Source organism: Bacteroides sp. AF34-31BH, from assembly GCF_003602795.1.
Taxonomy (GTDB): Bacteria; Bacteroidota; Bacteroidia; order Bacteroidales; family Bacteroidaceae; genus Bacteroides; species Bacteroides uniformis.
In genome coordinates this window covers 98,032-120,677 of the sequence record NZ_QTLV01000005.1, presented here as the reverse complement: position 1 = coordinate 120,677, position 22,646 = coordinate 98,032, and the positions used below count along the sequence as shown (strand labels likewise).

Genomic DNA, 22,646 nt, shown 5'->3' with positions numbered 1-22,646 from the left:
TTAATAAAGCACACTAACTATTATGTTTAAAGCAAATGAAAATGTTATTTTAAAAGCAAATGAAAATATCTATTCCTTGATTTCCAGTTCCTTGTCCACCCGGCGCAGGCTGTCCATTACCTGCTTCTCATGAGACACGACCACATCTCCCGAGAGAGCTACCGACGGTGCGGAAATCTGTTTACCGATAGTATCGGCTGCGGCCACCTCCTCTACATCCGAGAAAAATGAATGTTGCATCACATTCCCCATCGAAAGGACCACTGCTACTACTGCGGCGGCTTTGAACAGCGGCATGAAGCGTGCAGTCAATGTCAGGCGCTTTGCCTTGACCACCGGAACTTCCACTTCGGCAAGCACCCGGGCATCAAAATCCTCACCCAGATGCACTTCCTGCTGAAGCTGCTGATATACGAACAAATCCTTGTAGCGAAGCAAGTGCTTGGGCACATCGCTTCCGCTAAAGAAAGCACGCAATTCAGCCTCCTCTTCCAAAGAAGTTTCGCACTGCCAGTAGCGTTCCAAGAGTTGTTCTATATATTTAGAGTCCATAACCTTCTATATCAATAAACGTTTGTTTCACTTTTTGCCGCGCCCTGAAGAGGTTCACTTTTACCTGCTCCTCGGTCAAGTTCAGGACTGCTGCTATTTCTTTATAGCTCTTACCTTCCACATCCCTAAGCAGCATAATCAACCGTTGTTTTTCGGGAAGCTTGTTCATCAGCCGGTGTATCAACGTCATTCGTTCCTTGTTCACCAGCTTTTCGTAAGGGCTCGATGCATCGGAGGCCTGCTCCATTTCAAGGGTCAACTCCACGGTGCGGGAGTCTTTTCGCTCGCTACGGTCTATTGCCAAATTCCTTGCCACTGTCAAGCAATAGGCCTCGATAGAACCAAACTGCGACCACTCGTCACGCTTGTTCCAAACCCTTATCAGCGTTTCCTGCACAACATCCTCTGCCTCTGCCCTATCGAACGTAATTCTTAGGGCTAACCGAAAGAGCTTATCCTTCAGCGGGAGAATGTCATTGCGAAAGCTGAGTTCTTGCATCTCTAATAAATTGACGGTTAAGTATTCAGAAAGTTACAGCCTATTGCCGTTTTTTTTGAATTATTTTCTAATACGGGTTCCACCGTTCCCGTTGATGGCTGATGCTAAAGTGATTACGACTTCGGATACACCGGCATCCAACGCCTCGAAAGAGTTCTCCAATTTTGGAATCATGCCACCTTGAATCACACCATCTGCCACATATTGCTTGAATTCCTCCGGCGTTATCTGTGGAATCACGCTATCATCGTCGTTCTCGTCACGCAGCACCCCCTTCTTCTCAAAGCAGAATACCAAAGTAACGTCGAACAAGCCCGCCAAAGCCTTGGCAGTCTCTCCGGCAATAGTGTCGGCATTCGTATTCAGCATGTGCCCGTCTCCATCGTGTGTCAACGGAGCCATCACGGGAACCACACCCTTATGAATGAGGTCTGCCAAGAAAGCATCATTCACCTGCTTCACATCGCCCACAAACCCATAATCCACCTCCTTCACGGGACGCTTTACCGAACGGATTACATCCATATCGGCTCCCGTCAAGCCCAGTGCATTGACACCATGCGCCTGCAAGCCGGCAACGATATTCTTATTCACCAGTCCGCCATACACCATGGTCACCACCTTCAGCGTTTCGGCATCAGTGATGCGGCGGCCATTCACCATTTTACTTTCAATACCCAGTTGGGCAGCGAGCTTCGTGGCCGAGCGTCCGCCTCCGTGTACCAAGACCTTGTAGCCTTCGATGGCTGCAAAGTCATCCAATAACTTATAGAGGGTGGCTTCCTCTTCTACAATCTTGCCACCCACCTTTATTACAGTCAGTTTCTCCATTTTATTCCAAATAAGTATATCCGTACAGTCCGGAACGGTAATTAGACAAGAATTCCTTCCCTTCTTCCACAGAGATACGCCCTTCCTTGACGGACTGCGTCACCCAAGTTTCCAGCGTACGTACCAGTTTTTTAGGATTATATTGCACGTAGTCCAACACCTCAGCCACCGTCTCGCCGTCAATCAGTTGGTCGATGGTGTAGCCTTTGGAATTGACAGACACATGCACGGCATTCGTATCACCAAACAGATTGTGCATATCTCCCAGAATCTCTTGATAAGCTCCGACCAGAAAAACCGCCAGATAGTAGTGTTCCTTGTCGCGCAACGAGTGCAACGGCAGGGTGGTCGTATCGGCACGCGAGCTGACGAAATTGGCAATCTTGCCGTCCGAGTCGCAAGTCATATCCTGCAAGGTAGCCTCGCGGTCGGGTCTTTCATCCAGCCGTTGTATGGGCATGATGGGGAACATCTGGTCGATGGCCCAGGAATCGGGCAATGACTGGAACAGCGAGAAGTTACAGAAATACTTGTCGGCAAGCAGCTTGCTCAACTTGCGGAATTCCTCGGGGCAGTGCTTCATGCCGCTGGCAATGGAGTTGATTTCGCGGCAGATACTCCAGTAGAGTTTCTCTATTTGTGCACGCGTATTCAGGTCGACGATGCCATGGCTGAAAAGGTCGAGTGCCTCTTCGCGTATCTGCTGCGCATCGTGCCAAGGTTCCAGCATACTGCGCTGGCTCAGATTATCCCAGATGTCATACAGTTCCTTCACCAGTTCGTGAGCATCCTCTCCCGGTTCCCAGTCGTCGTCCATTTCGGGCAGGGAAGCCGTTTCCAGCACTTCGAAGATAAGCACGGAGTGATGGGCAGTCAGGCTGCGTCCCGTTTCGGTAATGATATTGGGATGAGGGAACCCGTGTTTGTCGGCAACATCGACGAAAGTCGACACCACATCGTTGACATATTCCTGGATGGAATAGTTGACGGAGCTTTCGCTACTTGAAGAGCGTGTACCGTCATAATCAACTCCCATACCGCCACCGGTATCCACGAATTCGATGTTGAAGCCCATCTTGTTCAGCTGCACAAAGAATTGCGAAGCTTCACGCAAAGCATTCTTGATGCGGCGTATCTTGGTTATCTGACTGCCGATATGGAAATGTATCAGCTTCAGACAGTCCTTCATATCTTTTTTCTCCAAGAAGTCCAGCGCTTCGAGCAGTTCACTGGATGTCAGTCCGAACTTGCTGGCATCTCCTCCGCTTTCTTCCCATTTGCCACTTCCACTGGAAGCCAATTTAATGCGAATGCCGATATTAGGTTTCACCTTCAATTGCTTCGCCATCTTGGCAATAAGATTCAACTCATTAAGTTTCTCTACAACAAGAAAAATGCGTTTGCCCATTTTCTGTGCCAACAGTGCCAGTTCAATGAAGCTCTCGTCCTTATATCCGTTACAAACCACGAGGGAACCCGGGTCTGTATTGACCCCTATCACAGCATGCAACTCCGGCTTTGAACCCGCTTCCAGCCCCAGATTGAACTTCTTCCCATGGTTAATCATCTCTTCTACCACGGGACGCATCTGATTCACTTTAATGGGATAGATAATAAAGTTCTCTCCTTTATACCCGTACTCGTCGGCTGCCTGTCTGAAGCAGCAGGACACCTTCTCGATGCGGTTGTCCAGAATATCGGGAAAACGCACCAAGACCGGAGCCGCTACATCGCGCAACTGCAACTCGTCCACCAACTCTTTTAAATCGACGGCAACTCCATCCTTACGCGGTGTCACCACAACATGACCTTTGTCATTGATACCAAAGTACGAAGTGCCCCAACCAGTTACGTTGTACAGCTCTTCTGAATCTTCAATACGCCATTTTCTCATCAGTACATTTACTATTAGACTATTTACAATTTACTATTTTCCCACTATAGTGTGTCTTATTAAAGGGGGCGACAAAAATACACATAAATCTAATATATCCAGCTCCTCGGACTGAAAAATACACATTTACAAGGGATTAAAGTCCTAAAAGTTGGCGTAACCGTTGCACGGATTCGCTAATCTGGCTACGGCTTTCCAGATAACCGGCATCAAAACGATAACGGGCCTGCGAGTAGAAAGGCGCACGCTTGGCCAGCGCCTCCACAATGAAGGTGCGCAAATCCTCGTCCGTCTTGCCTTGCAGGATGGGGCGCTGCTGCTTCGCCACCCGGAGCCGGCGGAACAGAATATCGGGGTGTACATCCAGGAACACCGTCTGCCCGCAACCGTTCATGTACTCCATATTGTCAAAAAAACAAGGAGTACCACCGCCGGTAGAGACCACGACATCCTCAAATTCCCCTACTTCATGCAGCATGTTCCGCTCCAATTCACGAAAAGAGGCTTCTCCCCGCTCGGTGAACAATTCACGGATTGATTTGTGAAAACGTTCTTCGATGTACCAGTCCAAATCAATGAACGGCACATTCATTTCGCGGGCAAAAGCCTTTCCTAAAGTAGTTTTACCGGCTCCCATGTAGCCGGTCAAGAAAATACGTATCATATCTGCTACGAGTTACAGGTTTCCTGCAAAGGTAGCAATTCCAAGCTGAAAACGCCTCTGTATCAGAGAAAAATTTTGATACGCTTGCTTAAATCTTCGAATTCCTTTTCTCCCGGTTCACCGGTGGGTGTACCGAAGGGCATCTGTGCAATCATCATCCAGTCGTCGGGCAGGTTCCAGGTGCGACGTACCTCGTCGTCAATCAAGGGGTTATAGTGTTGCAGGGAGGCGCCCAACCCCATATCTTCCAGCATAGTCCAGATGGCAAACTGGTGCATAGCGGAGGTATGCTGTGACCAAGTGAGGAAATTATCCTTATAGGAAGGGAATGCTTCCTGCAGCTTCTTGACTACAGAAGTGTCTTCAAAATAGAGCACAGTACCGTGTCCGCTAGCAAAACAGCCGTCAATCTTGGCTTCCGTCTTGGCAAAAGCCTCGGCAGAGATGCGTGCTTTCAGGGTTTCCTTCACAATGTTCCACAATTTCTTATGTTCGTCGCCCAGCAGCAATACAATTCTTGTAGACTGTGAATTGAAAGCTGACGGCACATTCTTTACGGCTTCACGAATAATGTGTACTATTTCTTCATCCAGCACCGACGAATCGCTGCCGATAGAGTAATAACTACGGCGATGCGCCATGGCTTCTGCAAATGTTCTCTTCATTTTTTGTCCTTTCTTTTTTTATTGAGTTTTCTCTTATTTATTTTATATCCGCCATACAAAGAAACAAATAAAAGAGTTAAGTTGTTCGGATTTTCTTTTTTACCTTTGTCCGCAGTTATGAAGAAAGAAAAATATTACGTCGTATGGGCGGGAGTCAGCCCGGGTATCTACACTTCCTGGACAGACTGCCAACTACAGACCAAAGGCTACGAAGGAGCAAAATACAAGTCGTTCGAATCACGCGAGGAAGCGGAAAAAGCCTTTGCCTCTTCGCCGTACACGTACATCAAGCGGTCGGCTCCCTCTCCTGCCAAGACTATTCCCGGCGCCGACGCTCCCCTTCCCACCGCCGTCGCGGAAAACAGCCTTGCCGTAGACGCCGCCTGCAGCGGAAATCCCGGTGCCATGGAGTACCGGGGAGTACACGTCGCCAGCCGTCAGGAAATCTTTCACTTCGGGCCGATGTATGGAACCAACAATATCGGCGAATTCCTCGCCATTGTCCACGGACTTGCCTTGTTGAAACAGAAAGGTTTCGACATGCCCATCTACAGTGACAGCGTGAACGCCATCAACTGGATAAAACAGAAAAAATGCAAGACCAAACTGCCGCGCGACGCCAAGACCGAAGAGCTTTTCCACCTAATAGAACGTGCGGAGAAGTGGTTGCGCGAAAACACCTACACCACCCGCATCCTAAAATGGGAGACAAAGCAATGGGGGGAAATTCCGGCCGACTTCGGAAGGAAGTAAAAAAACGCGGGCACCCCGGATTCTTCATCCGGTTGTGCCCGCGTCAAGAAAATGATGCGGCCGAGCTTATGAATGAATAGCCGCCATCATGTTTTATTTGCTATACGATGCCTTCACGAAAGGAGCATCAAGCAAGTAGTCAAGACTCTGCTTCACACTCTCTTCTACGGGGCAGCTGTATTTCTCAATCTCAGCTACGATGTGGCGCACGCCAGCAGTATCCGTATTCTTGAAGATAGCATCATAACCTACCATACCACTCTGCCCAATCTCGCGGTGATCCTTGATATGGAGCATGGTGAAACGTCCGGGATACTTGTTGAAGTAATCCACCGGGCTGTTCTGGCCGCGCACTACCCAGTAAACGTCCATCTGGAAGAATACATATTCGGGATTGGTGTGTTGCAGCATGTAGTCCAGCATCAGCTCCTTGTCTTCCACTTTCTGGAATTCATGGGCATGATTGTGGTAACCGTATTTCAAACCGGCAGCCTGGCAGCGCTTGCCCACTTCATTGTAATAGTCGCAGTAGGTCTGCAAGTCTTTCAATGTCTTGGGAACGGAGAGATACGGAGTCACGATATACTCCATACCGGCCTCCTTATGGGCAGCAATGCACTGATCCCACCATTTCAAGGCTTCCGTAAAGTCGCCCGAAGCCAGTTCCTCGTCCGACAACCCGTGGGTAGTGTGCGAAGAAAGCACGGTCATACCGCTCTTTTCCACCATCTGTTTGAACTCCTGGGGAGTCTTGCCGTAGAACTTACCGTCATTGTAGTTGGCGGCCTCCACACTGGTATAGCCCATATCAGCCAAATCCTTCAGAATCTGGTCGAGGTTACTGCCGTCCTTCACCAAGTCTCTTACAGAGTAGAGCTGGATGGCTACTTCCTTTTTCGTCGTTTCCGGCGCCGTTTCCGTGCTGTGGCTGCTGCAGCTTGTGGCCATCATGGATAAGCACAGTGCTGACAAAATCATCATATGTTTGATTCTCATAGTACTATCTTTTTAGAAGGAATTAGTCGAGAACCTTTACACGGATGTTGCGGTACCAAACATCGTCGCCATGATCCTGCACACCGATAAAGCCTTCGTGGTTTTCGCCGCCACAGTTGTTCAACAGTTCGAAAGCCAAGGGCCACTTCTCTTCGCTGAACTTGCTTGCCTGCAACATTTCAGTCCATTGCTTAGTCCACAAGTGATATTCCAGTACGTTTTCATCGTTCTGTCCGTGAACTACAGTACCTTTGTATACCATAATCTTTGCCTTGTTCCATTCGCCGAAAGGTTTGGCGTTCTGCGGAACAGCCGGTATCATGTCGTACAAGGAAGCAGCCTGACGGTTGTTGTCCTTACCCAGTTTGGCATCCGGATGATTGGCGTTATCCAGCACCTGGAACTCGGGAGCAGAGATATAGATGGGTTCCAACACTTCGTTGCCGTCCTTGTCCTTTGAAGTAACTTCCTGAGCCAGATAGAAGATACCGGAGTTACCACCTTTGGAAATCTTCCATTCCAGTTCCAGCTCAAAGTTCTTGAACTTATGGGCGAAAATCAAGTCACCGCCCTCACCGGTCTGTCCTTCGCCGGTACCGGTTCCACAGAATTTGAGGCAACCATCCTCAATAATCCATCTGGAAGGCACTTTGTCCTTACCGTATCCACGCCATCCGTCCAAGCTCTTTCCATCAAAGATAGTGATATAACCGTCCGCATCAATCGGCAGGTTCAAGCTGTCCGTTTCAGGCGCTTTCAGAGACTTGGAATAAGACACCGCAGTAGTAGTAGGAGCCGCTGCTTCCTCCGTAGCGTTCGATTTTTTTGCACCGCCGCCACAAGAAGCGAGTATACCGCCAATAAGGCAGCAAGCCAAAGGATAATATATTTTCTTCATAATCTGAAAAATTAAATAATTAGTATTCGTTTATGAGCACCGGAAACCAGGTTCCGGTGCTCTTTTTAATGTTTATCTGGGCATATCGGGCAACTTCCAGCCTTCACGGTAGTTATGCTTGATGAGCTCTTCTGCAAAAGCCTTGGCATTTACCGGATCTGTCCATGTCTTGTCGAAGCTCGGATGGCCGTTGTGTATCTTGAAGCCGTCCTTGATGACTGTACGCAATGTCTCGTCGTCGCCGATATTGGTGAAGCGCATGTTGGCTCCGTCCCATTCCAGTGTCTTGTTCAGGCCCTGCAGACGGATGGCCAATACACCCATTGCCACCATTTCATTCATCGGTCCTGCTTCGGAGAAATCAGACTTAGGCATTACGCGACTGGAAGGACTTTCCTTACAAGCACGTACCCAGTCCATCTCATGACCGCCATTCATAGCCTTCGGCACACGGCGGCAAACCTTCGGTGCATTGGGCACGCGGCCAGAAAGTAACCACGGGTTCTGTCCGTAGCAACCGCAAATCAGCGTATCCTTCGTTCCGTGGAAGATAGTCAGACCGCCACCGCTCTGCATCAGTTGCTTTCCTTCGGGGAAGCCTTTCGGACGGTCGGGCATCATGCCACCATCATACCAGTGAACTTCCACTTCGGGCATAGCCACCTTCGGCATATTCTCACGTGCGGGGAAAGTCAGCTTCACATGCTGTGCTTGCGGAGCGCAGGCATTGAGCAACAATGTAGATGAACCTTCTACCTTGGTAGGATACAGCAACTTCAAAGCTCTGAACGGCTGGTGCAGGATGTGGCAAGCCATATCGCCCAAAGCACCCGTACCATAATCCCACCATCCGCGCCAGTTCCAGGGATGATAGATTTCGTTATATGGATTCATCTTGGCAGGACCGGTAAACAAATCCCAGTTCAAGGTTTTGGGAATGCGGTCTTCCTTTTCAGGAACATTCAATCCTTGCGGCCAGATGGGACGGTCGGTAGCACATTCCACCTTCGTCACGTCACCGATTTCGCCGTTCCATATCCACTCGCATACCAGGTCGGTACCCTCGTCCGAGGAACCCTGATTACCCATCTGGGTAACTACTCCCGTAGAAGCAGCCAGGCGGGTAAGCAGACGGGACTCGTATACAGAGTGCGTCAACGGCTTCTGGCAATATACGTGTTTGCCCATCGTCATGGCATCAGCAGTGATGATGGCATGTGTATGGTCGGCAGTAGCGATGATAACGGCATCGATGTCCTTGCCCATCTCATCGTACATCTTACGATAGTCCCAATACTTCTTCGCATTGGGAAGCTCATCGAACACACCTTTCGCGTAGCGCCAGTCTACGTCACAAAGCGCCACGATATTTTCCGTAGCCTTCACATGATTGATGTTGGTGTGTCCCATACCGCCGATACCTACGGCAGCAATGTTCAAACGGTCACTGGGAGGCACGTGTCCGTGGCTCTTACCCAAAATGCTGCTTGGAGCAATGGTAAGACCCGCCAAAGCTAAACCTCCGGTCTTAAGAAATTCTCTTCTTGTAAATTTCGACATGGTTCTTTAGATTTTAAAATCGGTTAATATAATGAGTTTTAAAACAATCCTTAATTACAGTAGGCATCAGACTACCGTCTTCTTCGGACGGAGCAGTCCGTAACCTTCTTTCATATGCCTCCGGCGCTCCCTGATTTCCTCCAGCGTCTGCAAGTCGCCTATGCCGGGCAGGTCGTGGCGGCGCGCATCCTCCAGGAAGGTCCATCCGTATTGGGAAGCAATGGCCGAGTCTCGCATCTGCGGCAATCTCGGATCGCGTTTCCCGCTCTCGATGGAGTCGGCCATAATATTGCATAGCTTATCCAGGTTCTTCCCGCCAAACGGCTTCTCCAGGCGAAGCGTACGGTTCACGCCATGAAGCTCCACTACGGCAGTCCGGAAATCATGCGTCATGCGCACGATACCTTTTGTACCGATAATGTCCGTATATGCATTATGAGTCTGGTTTCTGGAGAGTTGTCCGTAGACGAAGCCTTGTGTGACATCGAAGGCGATGCCGTTCTCGAACGTACCGTGGCACTGTACCCACCAAGGGTCCTTGTAGTCCCACATCCGCATGCCTTGGGCATGCCAGGTCTTGTATTCACTGTCGGCATACCAGCGGGCAATGTCTATGTAGTGCATGCCGCAGTCGTGGTAGGCGGGACCCTCATATTCGTGTCCCTCGCCCGGCGCCAATCCCGGAGTCATGTGGCAGATGCGCAAGATAGCCAGTTCGCCAATCTCGCCTTCATCGATAAACTGCTTCATAGCCTGGTGATACCAGGAGTTCCGCAGATAAAGGTTGACAGCGGCAATGCGATCATACTTTTCAATCAGGTCCACAATTTCCCATTCCTTATCAATGGTATCGGCAATGGGTTTCTCCGTCAGGATATGCTTATTGCTCCGGACAGCTTTCTCTATTTGTTCTTTTCTGGAATTTGCCAATGCAAAAAGACCAACAGCTTCTACACTCTGGTCATCAAAGATTTCTTGTTCATCGGATATGATTCTGGATGAAGGGGAAAGGTTTCTTGCCAATTCTCGGGAGGCCGGATCGGTATCGCAGATATATGCGATGTCCCATCGACCGCTTTTCTGCATTTCCTCCCAATACATTTGCCCCATTCTGCCGAACCCTATCAAACCAACTTTTATTTTCATGGTAGGCGAATATTAAATATTTACAGTTATAGTATTATCGGGGTCGATTGAATTACATGATTAAGAGTACTTGGACTGATAGTCATAGTAGCTGTCGTCGTAGACGTTGGATATAATTTTTTCATGATATTTGCAATGTTTATGTATGTGTTCTTTGCAAAAATAGGATAATTAGTGATAGAATGGAAGCAAGCAGATATTAAAAAAGCGTAAAAGGTAAAAGAACACTCTTTATTCATCATCGCCTAACAGCCGTGAAACACTCTGCCGGCAGCCGTCAACACCCACCTGCATCATAGATTCTGCGTAAGAAATATAGAAGAGAAAGAAGAATTAATAGGCTGTTTGCAGGAAATTAACTTCCTATTTAGTCATAACAGCCTAGCACAAGCGGGTGGAAGCAAAGTACGCAGAATTTTATTTCTATGAGAGAGACTGCATATCATTCAGTCTCTTATAATAGCCGTTCTTCTCGAGAAGTTCCTCGTGCTTACCACGTTCCACGATTTCACCTTCATAGAGTACACAAATCTCATCCGCATTCTTGATGGTGGAAAGGCGGTGGGCGATGGCAATCGTGGTACGGGTCTTCATTAGCCGTTCCAGAGCCTCCTGCACCAGTCGTTCGCTTTCGGTATCGAGTGCTGAAGTGGCCTCATCGAGTATCAAGATAGGCGGATTCTTCAAGATGGCACGGGCAATACTGATACGCTGGCGCTGTCCGCCGGAAAGCTTGCCGCCACGGTCGCCAATGTTGGTCTGATAACCGAGTTCGGTCTCCATGATGAAGTCGTGGGCATTGGCAATCTTTGCCGCTTCGACCACCTGCTCCATAGTTGCATTTTCCACACCGAAGGCAATGTTGTTGAAGAAGGTGTCATTGAACAGAATGGCCTCTTGGTTCACGTTTCCTATCAACGCACGCAGGTCGTGGATGCGAAAATTCTTAATATTCACACCGTCAATTGTAATCTCACCTAACTGCACATCGTGATAGCGCGGCAGCAAATCCACCAATGTCGACTTGCCGGAACCGGACTGGCCGACAAGTGCAATGGTCTGTCCTTTGGGCACCATCAGATTGACGTGCTTCAACACTTCGCGCTTGCCGTCGTAACTGAAGGAGAGGTCCTTAAATTCAATCCGGTCATTCATCCCGTGCAGCGGCAACGGGTTTACCGGTTCCTTAATGGGATTCTCGGCTTTCAGTATTTTGTCCACACGTTCCATGGATGCCAGACCCTTTGGAATGTTGTATCCTGCCTTTGCAAAGTCTTTCAACGGATTGATGATACTGTACAGAATCACCATATAGAAGATGAACGTTGATGCTTCCATGGAAGTGCCGTCGCCCAGAATAAGCAGACCACCGAACCACAGTACCAATACAATGAGCAGCGTACCGAGGAATTCACTCATCGGATGTGCCAACGACTGACGGATGGCTACCTTGTTGGTGGCATCACGCAGCTCGTCGCTGCATTGCTTAAAACGGTCCACCATCTTGTCTTCTGCTATAAAAGCCTTGATTATACGCAGTCCGCCAAGCGTCTCTTCCAATTGCGACATGGTATCACTCCATTTTCCTTGGGCTTCCAACGACTTACGCTTCAGTTTCTTGCCGACTTTTCCCATCAGCCAGCCCATACCCGGCAATACCAGGACAGTAAACAGAGTCAGCTGCCAGCTGGTTACAATCAGAGTGGAAAAATAAAGCAGAATCAAGATCGGATTCTTGAGCAGCATATCCAGTGAACTGGTAATGGAGTTCTCAATTTCGCCTACGTCACCGCTCATACGTGCAATGATGTCCCCTTTCCTTTCTTCAGAGAAAAAGCCGAGCGGCAAGTGCATCACTTTGGAATAGACCATCACGCGGATATCGCGTACCACTCCCGTACGAAGGGGAATCATAATGGCAGAAGAGCCGAAATAGCAGGAGGTCTTCAGCATGGTCATGAAAGCAAGGAAGAGCCCCATGAACAGCAATGTCATCTGTGGCCCGTGTGTCTCAATCATCTGAGTGACGTAATAATAGAAATTGTTCACCGCCACTTCCTTCAAGCTACCGCTTCCCCACTCCATGAAGTGATACACTTGGGTGTTCTCCCCTGTCTTGAAAAGGATATTGAGAATAGGAATGAGCAGTGTGAATGAAAAGACATTGAATATAGCGGACAGCACATTGAGCACGATTGCCCAACCGATATATCTCTTGTAAGGCGACACAAAGCGCCGCATCAGTTGTAGGAATTCCTTCATTGCTTGTAGTTAAGTGAATTATGAGGTCGCAAAGATACAAGAAAACGAGGGAATGGAAAAGGGTTTCAGGTTATTTCTGCCTAAATGCCCACATTCTCTACTTTCTTTTGTGTCCTTGCATACTTCTCCAGCACCATGTACACTCATACATTGTCATCTTAATAATAGCCGGCTCATTTATTTTCCATCTTTACTCCTAACTTCCACACAATTTTCTTCAAACTTCAATATGCCCAAGCAATTATATGAGTAAATAATGAAAAAGATGTACCTTTGCACCCGACTTAACTGAGAACTTTGTTCACCACATGAGAAAAGCTATTATCACAACCCTATCTGTCCTAATCGTACTTCTGTCCATTGCTTGCAATACCCGAGTGAACTATAATAAGTACCTGATTGCAATTGACTCGCTCATCGTTCAGCAACCGGACACTGCCCTATCTATGCTCGAAGCATTCCCGACAAACAGCCTGCAGACCCAAGCTGACAGTGCTTATTATGGCCTATTAATGACAGAAGCAAGAGATAAGAACTACATTATCCAAACCAATGATTCCCTGATACAATCGGCCCTGACCTACTACAACGGCACAAACGACATAGAAAAGCGGGCAAGGGCCCATTACTATTCCGGCTGCGTCTACCGGGATTCACGAAAGAAAAAAGAAGCCATGACCCAGTACCTTATAGCTCAACCTTTGGCTGAAGAAGCAGGAGAGAAACGTCTGTTAAGTCTTATCTACCTGAATATAGGTTATCTATACTATTCACAAAACCTAAATACACAAGCCGATTCCAGCTATCAATTGGCACAACAAATAGGTATTCAGCTAAAGGACTCTGTTCTTCAAGCAGAAGTTCTGTCACGACGAGGACTCATCCGAATGGAAAAAGGAGAGGAATTCTATCCCGAAGCCGAAAAAATGATGTTGAAGGCACTCGCTATCGTCCAAAAACAGTCCAACATACAATTAAAAGAAAATGTGTTCTCCTCACTATGCCAACTATACAACTGGATGGAAAACGGAGAGAAAGCTATAGAATTCGCCAAACAGAATCTTGGCGTACAGAAAGACCGCACAACATGCTACAAAGCTTTCGAACTACTTGGAAGCGCATATTACCTAATATTGCAATATGATTCTGCCCGCTACTACCTACAAAAATCCCTTTTCACAACAGACTATGCCACCAAAGCCGGGGCTTACATGTATCTAGCAGACATAGCCAAAGAGCAAGGAGACTTAGCTACTTCCTTAGAGATGGAACGTAACTACTCTGCCTATTTGGACAGCATGCAGAAGTCCAGACAGCCCGATGCCATTGTCTGCGCAGAACAAGGGATGCCAAGCAACAAGCAAAACATAATCAGCAAACACACCCATTACTCTATCATAAGTATATCAATAATCACATTAACCCTCATTGTAGCTGTAATCATCCTATCCTATAAGAAAAGAAAGCAAAAGCCCAATAACCGAACCGAGAAAGAAATGCTGTATAAGGCAGGACTTGTTCTGTTCGAACAATCTGAGGTATACAACAAGATGACTCTAATCATCCGCTCTCATAAAGAAAAGGCAGAATCAGAAATAATGCATCAAGGTGACTGGCTACAACTAATTGCAGAAACCAACAAATGTTGGAATAATATTGCCCGGGAACTACAATCAAAATATCACCTGACAGAAGACGAAATCTACTTATGTTGTCTGTACCTGACAAACCTCCCGATAAGCCACTTTTGCCATATATTGAGCTGCGAACGGGATACTATTTACAAAAAGGCAGACCGCATATTAGAAAACAAAATGGGATTTGCACACAAAGAGATATCTCTTAAGGAAGCTTTAAAAAGGAATCTCTAATCATCTTGCCAATCATAACAATCATTAGCAAGTACAACAATTATACAATATTATACGCCATTATACACCGAAATTATACAATATTATACACTTATCCTGCCGTATTAAGCCGACCTTTGTGCCATCAATAATCAAAAAAAATGTATAATGATGAAGAAACTATTGTCTATCTTAATTGTGGCATTCTTTTTAAGCAATATTGTGACATACGCACAAAAAGAGAACAATCCTTTTACAGAAATCGCCCTAATCCAAGCAAAAAGAAAAAATCCGACTAGTAAAGGAGATACCCCTATATCTCGTAGTATCATCCAAACTGCCAATGCCTACTTATATAATAATACAGTATGCATCGACTTCAACGAGACATTGCCCACTGCCACCATCACCCTCATCAACGAATCGACCGGTGAAAACGTCTATTCAGAAACATACGATGCTCCAACAAATATCAGCATCAACCTAGATGAAGAATCATGCGGCAACTACTCCATTCAAATAGAGTCCGATGAAGCATTCCTATATGGCAGCTTCACGCTATAGAAACATCCAACTGACAAGGAAGTGACATATATCACCAATTTATAAAACGAACCGATTGAAAGGACTAAATACGCGTTAAACCAGTCCTTTCAAAAGGCAAACTAAATTAATTTCCAAAATTATGAAGAAAAAACATTTTCTTTTTATTCCCATCATTACAACGGGAATATTCGCCATTAGCTGCACCAACACTTTTGACGAGCAGTTTGTTCAAGAAGACCAACAAATGCCAACAACGAAGTCAATGGGAGATGGTCAATATCAAGTATTAGGCTACGGTTATGATATAACCGGAGAATATCTTGCCAGACAATCCATAAAAAACGAAGTATTAGATATTGCAGGTTTCTATGCGAAAAATCCCCAATTATACAAAGTGGAATATGTAGGTGAAATCAAAGACAACTTTTATGCTGGAGAAGACTACATGAACTATGTAAAAGACATTATCAATAAAACGAATTTTAGTGGTTCGGTTGCTGCAAAAATCAATCCTAAAAAAGATGGGGCAACCAGCACAGACACCTCCAATAAGGAAGTACCCTATAGCCTTTCAGCAAATGTCTCTTTTGACAAAGAATCAAGCAATAAGACTTCCATTACGACCAAAGAGACCTACATTCGGGTCGACCAAATCAAGCAATTAGAACGCTACCAACTTTATGCAGACCCCACAGTCTTGGCCGACTACCTCACTCCATACTTTAAGAGCAGACTTTCTGCAGCCTCTCCTGATGCCATTATTGAAGAATTCGGAACACATATTCTTATCGACTTCAATGTAGGTGGACGCCTTTCTATATTCTACAAGTCAACTATCACCGACAATCTAAAAGTAGAGTCTAAAACCAAAATTGCCAAAGGAGGCATCACTGGTGCCATTAAAACGGTTAACCTCTCCTTCTCCGGAAGCTCTACTACAACCGAAGTAGAACAATACCAAAGGAGAAATAGTAACTGGTCATGCAACGTCAACATGTATGGCGGCCAGCACGATGGTCACACAGTCACAATAACATCCGACGGAGTAACCAACCACACATTCAATCTTAGCGGATGGCAGCAGTCTGTTGACAAAACGCATTGTGTATTGACAGAAATCAATTTCAATAAGACATACCCCATATACGAATTCATCAAAGACCCTATAAAAAAACAGCAAATTAAAGACGCTGCAGAAAAATACATCAAAAGCAAAATTCGTCCGATTATAGAGGTAAAACCAATGTTTCAAATAAAAAGTCCACACACAAAAGACAACTGGTGGGTTTTTTCACAAGATGACGTAAACTATATAAATCAAGTAAGCGGTGATTATTTAACTGACTTTTTAGGATTTGTATTAGTAGAACCTGCACCCAATACAAAACCAATGCATCGTCTGAAAAGCATACATACCAAAGACACGTGGTATGTTTTTAGCTACGCTGATGTTGAATATGCTAAAAAGAAATGGAATGAACAGTATTATGGAATAGATGGATATGTATATGCTGACGAGCAACCCAATACTGTACCATTGCATCATCTCAAGAGCACACACACAAAAGACACTTGGTACACCAACAGCTATGCGACCGTAGAGTATGCCAAAGCTAAATGGGGTGAACAATATTTCGGAATTGACGGATATATAATCAAACCCTGACCATTCTCCAAGACATAACAGAAACTCTATATTAACGTGAGTTCGATATGAATCAAAAGAGGTTTTGAACGAAGCTGATGGCTGTGATGGCTGATAGTACAGCTATATCGAACTCACGTTATATTATACTCTATTCATACTGTTTTCAGACCAAGCATCAAACAAGGCCCAAGGAAAGAGCAAACCACACCGGAGGAAATCATACGTTCATGCTCCTAACCGAGCTTTATGAATTGAGACCAAAAAGGGAGCATCTCAGGATGCGTCCAATTATGGCAGCCGAAAGGGAGCTGGCATCCATTTGCCCTATATGACCATGCCGGAATTTGCTCAATTGCAAATTTCATAGCCAATTTGTAAGAAGGACGTTTCAAATGAGATTCTTTATCATAAGTATTCAAAAGCAAAAAGACATCTTCAGGGAAAAAAGGATTACTGTCTGCCATGCACTTATCAATTATAGTTTTGTAATGCTCTGTAACTGCTATCATCTTACTTATTTTCCTTAAAGAAAAGCCACCATTACCAACATGAAACCAACAGTACTTCATTCTGCGCAGATTCTTAGGATAGAAAATACTCCAGAAGCAACGCTGGACAAACCAGACGGAACGGGAAGGAAACCTCCAATATTTTCTTTGGTGCGGCATCCACGGTGCACCAATATAATCATACCCCAGTGAAGCCCAAAAGAACAATTCGTCTTTAAATACATAAGCGTCCAACTGATAAACAAGCATATAAGTATAGCTTGAAAATGTTTTATAAAAAGTCACATCAAGCATTAAACGATTATAAGCTTCAATTCCCCGGAAACATCTGTCCGGGAAAGATACTACCTTAGGAAGTAAAAATTGAGATTGTATATTTGAGAGATCCAGATTCTCTGGTTTAATAATCACTATGGAGTAATCAGACAAAATATCCAAGCACTGTTTCAGCGACACCGCTTCCATCTCTGATAGAGCAGGTAAATAAATAGGCACTACTACTACAATATCTTTTTTATCCATACACTATAACTTTGAAGGGCACAAAAATACACAATATAAAAGATATAAAAATCATTTCAATCACAGAACTTCAAAACTTTCCTTTACCTTTGCATCGTATTACAATATATAGACAAGCATGGAGCAGCCCTTTATAGTATATGATTCACAAATTTTCGACCAGCAGAAATTCGGCGGTATTTCCCGCTATTTCTGTGAAATCATGTCCAATTTACAGTTTAATTACGATATTGCAGTACGCTATACAGAAAATCATTATCTATTGAATAGTAAAATCAAGAGGCACGGTATCTACATCCCCCATTTGTTCTTTAAGTATCATCAACAGAAACTGTATCAAAGCAACGCCAAACTAATCTTAAAGCTGATGCAGAAACACGCTCCATTTGTCTATCATCCGACATATTACAATCCCCTTTTTCTTAAGCAAATAGGCAATAATCCTTTTGTGATAACCGTACACGACATGACCTATGAAAAATATCCAGACTTGTTTCAAGACTCCATATCCATTATTCAACAGAAGAAAGAAATTATCACAAAAGCCAATCACATTATAGCCATTAGCGAACATACCAAGAAAGATATCATAGAAACATTAGGCATATCCCCTCAAAAAATAGACGTTATCTACCACGGTTGTAGTCTACAATCCACTATAAGCAAGCCTAATCTACATCTTCCCCAAAGATACATTTTGTTTGTTGGTGACCGGACATCCTACAAAAATTTCCAACGATTAGCAGAAGCTTTCAGTATAATTCATCAAACAGATGCACATCTACATCTAATATGTGCAGGCAAACCGTTTTCAAAGGCTGAATCAGAATTAATATCACGTATAGGCATCGCTTCGCATACACTGCAAATTTCGGTCAACGACCAGCATCTGAAAGAATTATACAACCGTGCTCTGCTATTTGTATATCCATCTTATTATGAAGGTTTCGGCATCCCTATTTTAGAAGCCTACACTTGCAACTGCCCCGTAGCCTTGAGCCAAGCCTCTTGCTTTCCTGAAATTGCCGGAAATGCAGCGGCATATTTCGACCCATTCTCTGTTTCTTCGATGGTAGAAGCTATCAAAAGTGTGATATACGACGAAGCTGAACGCACCAGACTTATACTTGCCGGCAAAGAAAGGATTAAACTTTACTCTTGGGAAAAGGCAACCCGCCAAACCGAACTTGTCTACCGGAAAGTAGCAAAAGCAGTCTTCTGACCATTCATTTCCGCATAGAGAAAGCGTTGTTCAATTTCAGCAAGAAGGTTAGGACAGGCTTTACCCTCTTCTGGAAACGGTGTGTCTTGCTCATCTCACGGAAAAGTTCAAACAAAGGCTGCTTTTTCAGGCAAGCAGCCAACTGCAAAGAGTCGAGTATCATGGGAGGAAATATTCCCTGCAGGATATATTTCTTTTCCTCCTCACAAAGACTTAAAGAGACAGAACTGATGCCTTGCATATTAAAGATACTTATCACCCTCTCGACATGTCTATAAGAACAGCTTTCAAGCACTATCTTCTTCACAAAGAATTCCCAATCAGAAACAATCTTAAGCGTCTCCGTATAAAGGCACCCCTCAAATAATGCTCTCTTTATAAAAGCAGCAGGATGTCCCAAAGAGCGTTCCAAAAAATATTCAAAGCTCAAGACATCCGGGTATACAAACAAATCCTCCTTTCCATCACCGTGTACAAAAAGCAAATCCCCGTAAACAATGTCTTCGCCCGACAAAAAAGGATGAATGTCCTCCAATACAGCAAAGTCATGAAGAAAATCACCCGAATTCAAAAAAAGTAAATACTCTCCAGATGCCTCCCGGATGCCTTTATTCATGGCATTATATATGCCCGAATCTTTTTCAGAGCACCAATAAGCAATTTTATCCTGATTGTTCACAATCAAGTCCTTGCTGCCATCAGTGCTGCCACCATCTATGACAATATATTCAAAGTCAGAAAAGCGCTGTCTGAAAACACTGTCCATTGTCTTGGCCAGTCCTTCAGCATTGTTATAGTTGATAGTTATGACAGATAGTTTCATTTGTGAAAAAGTCCTTTTATATATTGACGGAAAAATCTTCTATACCATTTATTTCTATGCGCCTCGCGCTTCTTGCGCAGATAAAGCAGTTCGCGAATGATGTGCAATGCACTACCTCCAAAAAAGGAAGCATAAAGGGTTCTGTGTTTTGAATAGATATAAAACTCCGTTTCATTAAATACATCGGCCTGCTTTGCCGCAGTTATCATAGATTGCTCCTTGACACGGTAATAAAAGAGTGGAGAGGGTATCTGATACACAAGACTATTTTCATCTAACAACCTGATAAAGAACTCCCAGTCCTCGTGTCCTTTCCGCATATTCTCATCATAGCCGCCAATGGCCATGCAATCACTGCGCCTAAAAAAAGCAGAACAAAAAATATGATTTCTCTGAAGCAACTCCTCATACCCTTCATAACGCAAATTCCAAACCTTATTTTTTACTCCAAAAAAAACTCCTCGACAAAATACCAGTTTCAGGAATGGATTGTCCTCGAATGCCTCCATCGCCTTTTCCATATACTCCGGATGTATAATGTCATCTGCATCCAACGGCAATATAAATTCTCCCTGAGCCAATTCTATACCTTTATTTCTCGCAGAAGACAATCCTCCGTTTTCCTTGAATACATATTTAATTCTTGAGTCTTTCCGCGTATACTCCAATGCCACTTTTTCTGTCTCATCAGGCGAACCGTCATTCACAACTATCGCTTCCCAGCACTGATAAGTCTGAGCCAATAAAGAGTTCAAGGCTTCGGGCAAATAAATGGCTTGATTATAACAAGGTACAATAACAGACACCATACCCTTTTCATTTAATGCGTCCATACAATATGTTTATATTTTATCTGAATTATTTAGCAGATGACAATAATCAATTTACAAATTTAAGAATACTTCCCTACTAAATATTTATATACTCCCGAAATACAATGCAACAAATGTTCTAAAGAAAAAGGATAAGACAAAAAAGCCATCAAAACTTCTTTCTTCTCAGGGAAATCAACTTTAAAAGATTTTTGCAAGAAACGATTAAAGCTCTTTTCTCTATATCTTTCCATCTCCCTTTTAGTAAGACAAAGGTCATCTATCTTTATCGGCAAAATAACATTCCATTTCCGATTATACATCCTGACCGTATCTTGGCACCAGTTGCGATTATAATTACCTTCCGAGAGATGTTCCACTTGAACTTCCGGTGAGCAACAAACATAATTTCTATATCGTTTGCTTGCAGCTATCTGTAAAGAGAAATCAACATCATAGCAATGAAATCCAGTCAGCATCTTCTCATCGAAAGGATATGCCTTCCATACCTCTTTTCGGACAAACATTCCGAAACCGTCCACTGCTACAACTTCCGCAAACCACTCTCCTTGTACCACATTGAACCCAGTGAATGCCGTCACATTTCCTTTTTTTTGTAAATAAGAAGTACAAGCAAAACGACGGTGCTGCATCCATCCCGAATAGCAGTCGAACATTATTTTAGTTCCTGCAAAACCTATTACTCCACAGCTCGGTTCCGCCAACTTCTCAGCAACAACCGTCCCCCAATCCTGCGAATGGAATTTCACATCTTCATGGACGAAAAACAAATAAGGATAGCGAGCCTGCCGAGCACCTTCATTATAAGCGCGAGCTATAGACCAGCACTTCTCCCGATTATCTATAGCGATAATCTCATGTTCCACTCCAATAGTAGCATGTATATTTTGGCTGATGTCTTGCAATCGTTCCGGTGAAATAGAGCAAATGATAACTGACAGCATTCCTATATCCTCTTTTATATAATGTACCTTTATTTGAATTTATCTTTTCTATGAGTAGGAAGAAAAGGAATCACAAATGCCAATATCCTATTTATACGTTCCAGATAGTAATGTACTGGCAGAACCCCAATTTTCCCTCTTGCCTCAACATACAGACGGGCACGGATGTCCGGTGAAACCGGTAGTTTCGCTATAAGTCTATAACACTCTCCCCTCACCAAACATTTCCTATACCAGCCAACGTCTGTACAAGAAAACATATACGACATCACATCTATGGTATTGAACATTCCTTCCCCTGTATATTTAGACCTGCTGGTCACTTTATTGGTATGTTGCCGGAAGTAATTCAATTTCCGGCGTACCTCTACAACTTTTCCCTCCTGTGCCACTTCTACCCAGAACTGCCAATCACCCGCACAGCGAAGTTGCTGAAAGGACTTATCTAGTTTATCGTAAACCTCCCTCTTGAAAAGCACCATACTGGCATTATACACATAATTCCTATACAACAGATTATGTTTTACATATTCTTTGCCATCGAATGTTTTCACTTCTCCGGTTTCTTTCCAACGGTCACGGCTCTTACGTTTCATCCTTTGTCCCTGTCCATCTATCAGAATGGAACCAGTAAGGCACATTATTGCACTTGGATTCAACTCCAATGCGGCAACTGTTGCCTCCAAAAAATGAATATCGGCAGTGTCATCACTTTCTGCAATCCAAACATACTTTCCTTTAGCAAGGCGAATGCCCCTATCCCATTGAAGAAAAGTATTGCCTGTATTCTTTTCATTCAACACTAATGCCGAAACTTTTGGATGTTCTTTATAGGCATTCAAAATATCACAACTATTGTCCGCAGAACAATCATCCAGCAGAATCAATTCAAAGTTCTGATAGGTTTGATTGAGGATGCTTTCAATCCTCTCTTTCAAATAAACAACATGATTATAATTGGGAAGTATTACACTTACCATAGGAGAATTATCCATAAAATTTATGCAGATTTCATACTTATAAAACAAA

General features: G+C 44.5%; 21 protein-coding genes. 5 read left to right on the top strand and 16 right to left on the bottom strand.

The window, feature by feature from the left end; translation table 11 throughout:
* Positions 1-69 precede the first annotated feature (69 nt).
* The 6 genes from DWZ67_RS10085 to DWZ67_RS10060 form a co-directional block, all read right to left on the bottom strand.
* Positions 70-552 (bottom strand): hypothetical protein, encoded by a 483-nt coding sequence (locus DWZ67_RS10085; RefSeq protein WP_016272056.1) that lies wholly within the window; start codon positions 550-552, stop codon positions 70-72.
* Positions 542-1,051: an RNA polymerase sigma factor gene (locus DWZ67_RS10080; protein WP_008662032.1), complete on the bottom strand. Its 510-nt coding sequence runs from the start codon at positions 1,049-1,051 to the stop codon at positions 542-544. Before DWZ67_RS10080 ends, DWZ67_RS10085 begins: the two co-directional genes overlap by 11 nt.
* Before the next feature lie 60 nt (positions 1,052-1,111).
* Positions 1,112-1,882 (bottom strand): acetylglutamate kinase, encoded by a 771-nt coding sequence (gene argB / locus DWZ67_RS10075; RefSeq protein WP_044468418.1) that lies wholly within the window; start codon positions 1,880-1,882, stop codon positions 1,112-1,114.
* A gap of 1 nt (position 1,883) precedes the next feature.
* Entirely contained in the window at positions 1,884-3,776 is a 1,893-nt protein-coding gene (gene speA, locus DWZ67_RS10070; protein WP_005825878.1) for a biosynthetic arginine decarboxylase, read from the bottom strand.
* A gap of 136 nt (positions 3,777-3,912) precedes the next feature.
* Positions 3,913-4,440: a shikimate kinase gene (locus DWZ67_RS10065; protein WP_016272059.1), complete on the bottom strand. Its 528-nt coding sequence runs from the start codon at positions 4,438-4,440 to the stop codon at positions 3,913-3,915.
* Between the two features lie 62 nt (positions 4,441-4,502).
* Positions 4,503-5,105, bottom strand: coding sequence for a nitroreductase family protein (locus tag DWZ67_RS10060; protein WP_120138751.1), 603 nt, complete (start codon positions 5,103-5,105; stop codon positions 4,503-4,505).
* 117 nt (positions 5,106-5,222) lie between these two features.
* On the opposite strand from DWZ67_RS10060, the gene DWZ67_RS10055 reads away from it, so the two are divergent.
* Positions 5,223-5,858 (top strand): viroplasmin family protein, encoded by a 636-nt coding sequence (locus DWZ67_RS10055; RefSeq protein WP_044468422.1) that lies wholly within the window; start codon positions 5,223-5,225, stop codon positions 5,856-5,858.
* Positions 5,859-5,951: 93 nt separating this feature from the next.
* Here the strand turns inward: DWZ67_RS10055 and DWZ67_RS10050 are convergent, their stop codons facing one another.
* The 5 genes from DWZ67_RS10050 to DWZ67_RS10030 all read right to left on the bottom strand — a co-directional run bounded on the left by DWZ67_RS10050 (position 5,952) and on the right by DWZ67_RS10030 (position 12,720).
* Complete coding sequence (locus tag DWZ67_RS10050) at positions 5,952-6,854, bottom strand: sugar phosphate isomerase/epimerase family protein (RefSeq protein WP_005825894.1); 903 nt, start codon at positions 6,852-6,854, stop codon at positions 5,952-5,954.
* Positions 6,855-6,876: 22 nt separating this feature from the next.
* On the bottom strand, positions 6,877-7,752 hold the full coding sequence (locus tag DWZ67_RS10045) for a DUF1080 domain-containing protein (RefSeq protein WP_120129677.1): 876 nt from the start codon (positions 7,750-7,752) through the stop codon (positions 6,877-6,879).
* Positions 7,753-7,824: 72 nt separating this feature from the next.
* A complete protein-coding gene (locus tag DWZ67_RS10040; protein WP_005825899.1) occupies positions 7,825-9,312 on the bottom strand; it encodes a Gfo/Idh/MocA family protein in 1,488 nt (495 codons plus the stop codon).
* A gap of 66 nt (positions 9,313-9,378) precedes the next feature.
* A complete protein-coding gene (locus tag DWZ67_RS10035) occupies positions 9,379-10,458 on the bottom strand; it encodes a Gfo/Idh/MocA family protein (protein WP_044468789.1) in 1,080 nt (359 codons plus the stop codon).
* Between the two features lie 423 nt (positions 10,459-10,881).
* On the bottom strand, positions 10,882-12,720 hold the full coding sequence (locus DWZ67_RS10030) for an ABC transporter ATP-binding protein (RefSeq protein ID WP_005825904.1): 1,839 nt from the start codon (positions 12,718-12,720) through the stop codon (positions 10,882-10,884).
* A 308-nt stretch (positions 12,721-13,028) separates the two neighbouring features.
* On the opposite strand from DWZ67_RS10030, the gene DWZ67_RS10025 reads away from it, so the two are divergent.
* From DWZ67_RS10025 to DWZ67_RS10015, 3 genes are all read left to right on the top strand, one after another.
* Entirely contained in the window at positions 13,029-14,591 is a 1,563-nt protein-coding gene (locus DWZ67_RS10025) for a tetratricopeptide repeat protein (protein WP_120138749.1), read from the top strand.
* Between the two features lie 147 nt (positions 14,592-14,738).
* Positions 14,739-15,134, top strand: a complete 396-nt coding sequence (locus tag DWZ67_RS10020; RefSeq protein WP_165852468.1) for a DUF3244 domain-containing protein — start codon at positions 14,739-14,741, stop codon at positions 15,132-15,134.
* Positions 15,135-15,255: 121 nt separating this feature from the next.
* A complete protein-coding gene (locus tag DWZ67_RS10015; RefSeq protein WP_120138747.1) occupies positions 15,256-16,782 on the top strand; it encodes an MAC/perforin domain-containing protein in 1,527 nt (508 codons plus the stop codon).
* 215 nt (positions 16,783-16,997) lie between these two features.
* Here the strand turns inward: DWZ67_RS10015 and DWZ67_RS10010 are convergent, their stop codons facing one another.
* Positions 16,998-17,795, bottom strand: a complete 798-nt coding sequence (locus DWZ67_RS10010; RefSeq protein ID WP_120138745.1) for a DUF5672 family protein — start codon at positions 17,793-17,795, stop codon at positions 16,998-17,000.
* Positions 17,796-17,913: 118 nt separating this feature from the next.
* Here DWZ67_RS10010 and DWZ67_RS10005 point away from each other — a divergent pair, with 118 nt between their 5' ends.
* Entirely contained in the window at positions 17,914-19,017 is a 1,104-nt protein-coding gene (locus tag DWZ67_RS10005) for a glycosyltransferase family 4 protein (RefSeq protein WP_120138743.1), read from the top strand.
* 4 nt (positions 19,018-19,021) lie between these two features.
* Here DWZ67_RS10005 and DWZ67_RS10000 read toward each other — a convergent pair whose 3' ends face one another.
* From DWZ67_RS10000 to DWZ67_RS09985, 4 genes are read right to left on the bottom strand one after another with little or no spacing between them, the layout of a single operon-like run.
* Complete coding sequence (locus tag DWZ67_RS10000) at positions 19,022-19,840, bottom strand: glycosyltransferase family 2 protein (RefSeq protein WP_005833773.1); 819 nt, start codon at positions 19,838-19,840, stop codon at positions 19,022-19,024.
* Positions 19,837-20,673: a glycosyltransferase family 2 protein gene (locus tag DWZ67_RS09995; RefSeq protein ID WP_005833775.1), complete on the bottom strand. Its 837-nt coding sequence runs from the start codon at positions 20,671-20,673 to the stop codon at positions 19,837-19,839. The genes DWZ67_RS10000 and DWZ67_RS09995 overlap by 4 nt, the downstream gene beginning before the upstream one ends.
* 59 nt (positions 20,674-20,732) lie before the next feature.
* Positions 20,733-21,617, bottom strand: coding sequence for a glycosyltransferase (locus DWZ67_RS09990; RefSeq protein WP_120138741.1), 885 nt, complete (start codon positions 21,615-21,617; stop codon positions 20,733-20,735).
* A gap of 29 nt (positions 21,618-21,646) precedes the next feature.
* A complete protein-coding gene (locus DWZ67_RS09985) occupies positions 21,647-22,612 on the bottom strand; it encodes a glycosyltransferase family 2 protein (RefSeq protein ID WP_120138739.1) in 966 nt (321 codons plus the stop codon).
* Positions 22,613-22,646: the final 34 nt, after the last annotated feature.

What these genes read in the sequence shown, in the direction of transcription:
- DWZ67_RS10065 (WP_016272059.1), bottom strand. Translation starts at nt 4,440, where the DNA reads ATGATACGTATTTTCTTGACCGGCTACATGGGAGCCGGTAAAACTACT.
- DWZ67_RS10005 (WP_120138743.1), top strand. Translation starts at nt 17,914, where the DNA reads ATGGAGCAGCCCTTTATAGTATATGATTCACAAATTTTCGACCAGCAG.
- DWZ67_RS09990 (WP_120138741.1), bottom strand. Translation starts at nt 21,617, where the DNA reads ATGCTGTCAGTTATCATTTGCTCTATTTCACCGGAACGATTGCAAGAC.
- speA (WP_005825878.1), bottom strand. Translation starts at nt 3,776, where the DNA reads ATGAGAAAATGGCGTATTGAAGATTCAGAAGAGCTGTACAACGTAACT.
- DWZ67_RS10030 (WP_005825904.1), bottom strand. Translation starts at nt 12,720, where the DNA reads ATGAAGGAATTCCTACAACTGATGCGGCGCTTTGTGTCGCCTTACAAG.
- argB (WP_044468418.1), bottom strand. Translation starts at nt 1,882, where the DNA reads ATGGAGAAACTGACTGTAATAAAGGTGGGTGGCAAGATTGTAGAAGAG.
- DWZ67_RS10025 (WP_120138749.1), top strand. Translation starts at nt 13,029, where the DNA reads ATGAGAAAAGCTATTATCACAACCCTATCTGTCCTAATCGTACTTCTG.
- DWZ67_RS10000 (WP_005833773.1), bottom strand. Translation starts at nt 19,840, where the DNA reads ATGAAACTATCTGTCATAACTATCAACTATAACAATGCTGAAGGACTG.
- DWZ67_RS10020 (WP_165852468.1), top strand. Translation starts at nt 14,739, where the DNA reads ATGATGAAGAAACTATTGTCTATCTTAATTGTGGCATTCTTTTTAAGC.
- DWZ67_RS10055 (WP_044468422.1), top strand. Translation starts at nt 5,223, where the DNA reads ATGAAGAAAGAAAAATATTACGTCGTATGGGCGGGAGTCAGCCCGGGT.
- DWZ67_RS10050 (WP_005825894.1), bottom strand. Translation starts at nt 6,854, where the DNA reads ATGAGAATCAAACATATGATGATTTTGTCAGCACTGTGCTTATCCATG.
- DWZ67_RS10045 (WP_120129677.1), bottom strand. Translation starts at nt 7,752, where the DNA reads ATGAAGAAAATATATTATCCTTTGGCTTGCTGCCTTATTGGCGGTATA.
- DWZ67_RS10040 (WP_005825899.1), bottom strand. Translation starts at nt 9,312, where the DNA reads ATGTCGAAATTTACAAGAAGAGAATTTCTTAAGACCGGAGGTTTAGCT.
- DWZ67_RS10080 (WP_008662032.1), bottom strand. Translation starts at nt 1,051, where the DNA reads ATGCAAGAACTCAGCTTTCGCAATGACATTCTCCCGCTGAAGGATAAG.
- DWZ67_RS10060 (WP_120138751.1), bottom strand. Translation starts at nt 5,105, where the DNA reads ATGAAGAGAACATTTGCAGAAGCCATGGCGCATCGCCGTAGTTATTAC.
- DWZ67_RS10035 (WP_044468789.1), bottom strand. Translation starts at nt 10,458, where the DNA reads ATGAAAATAAAAGTTGGTTTGATAGGGTTCGGCAGAATGGGGCAAATG.
- DWZ67_RS10085 (WP_016272056.1), bottom strand. Translation starts at nt 552, where the DNA reads ATGGACTCTAAATATATAGAACAACTCTTGGAACGCTACTGGCAGTGC.
- DWZ67_RS10010 (WP_120138745.1), bottom strand. Translation starts at nt 17,795, where the DNA reads ATGGATAAAAAAGATATTGTAGTAGTAGTGCCTATTTATTTACCTGCT.
- DWZ67_RS10015 (WP_120138747.1), top strand. Translation starts at nt 15,256, where the DNA reads ATGAAGAAAAAACATTTTCTTTTTATTCCCATCATTACAACGGGAATA.
- DWZ67_RS09985 (WP_120138739.1), bottom strand. Translation starts at nt 22,612, where the DNA reads ATGGATAATTCTCCTATGGTAAGTGTAATACTTCCCAATTATAATCAT.
- DWZ67_RS09995 (WP_005833775.1), bottom strand. Translation starts at nt 20,673, where the DNA reads ATGGACGCATTAAATGAAAAGGGTATGGTGTCTGTTATTGTACCTTGT.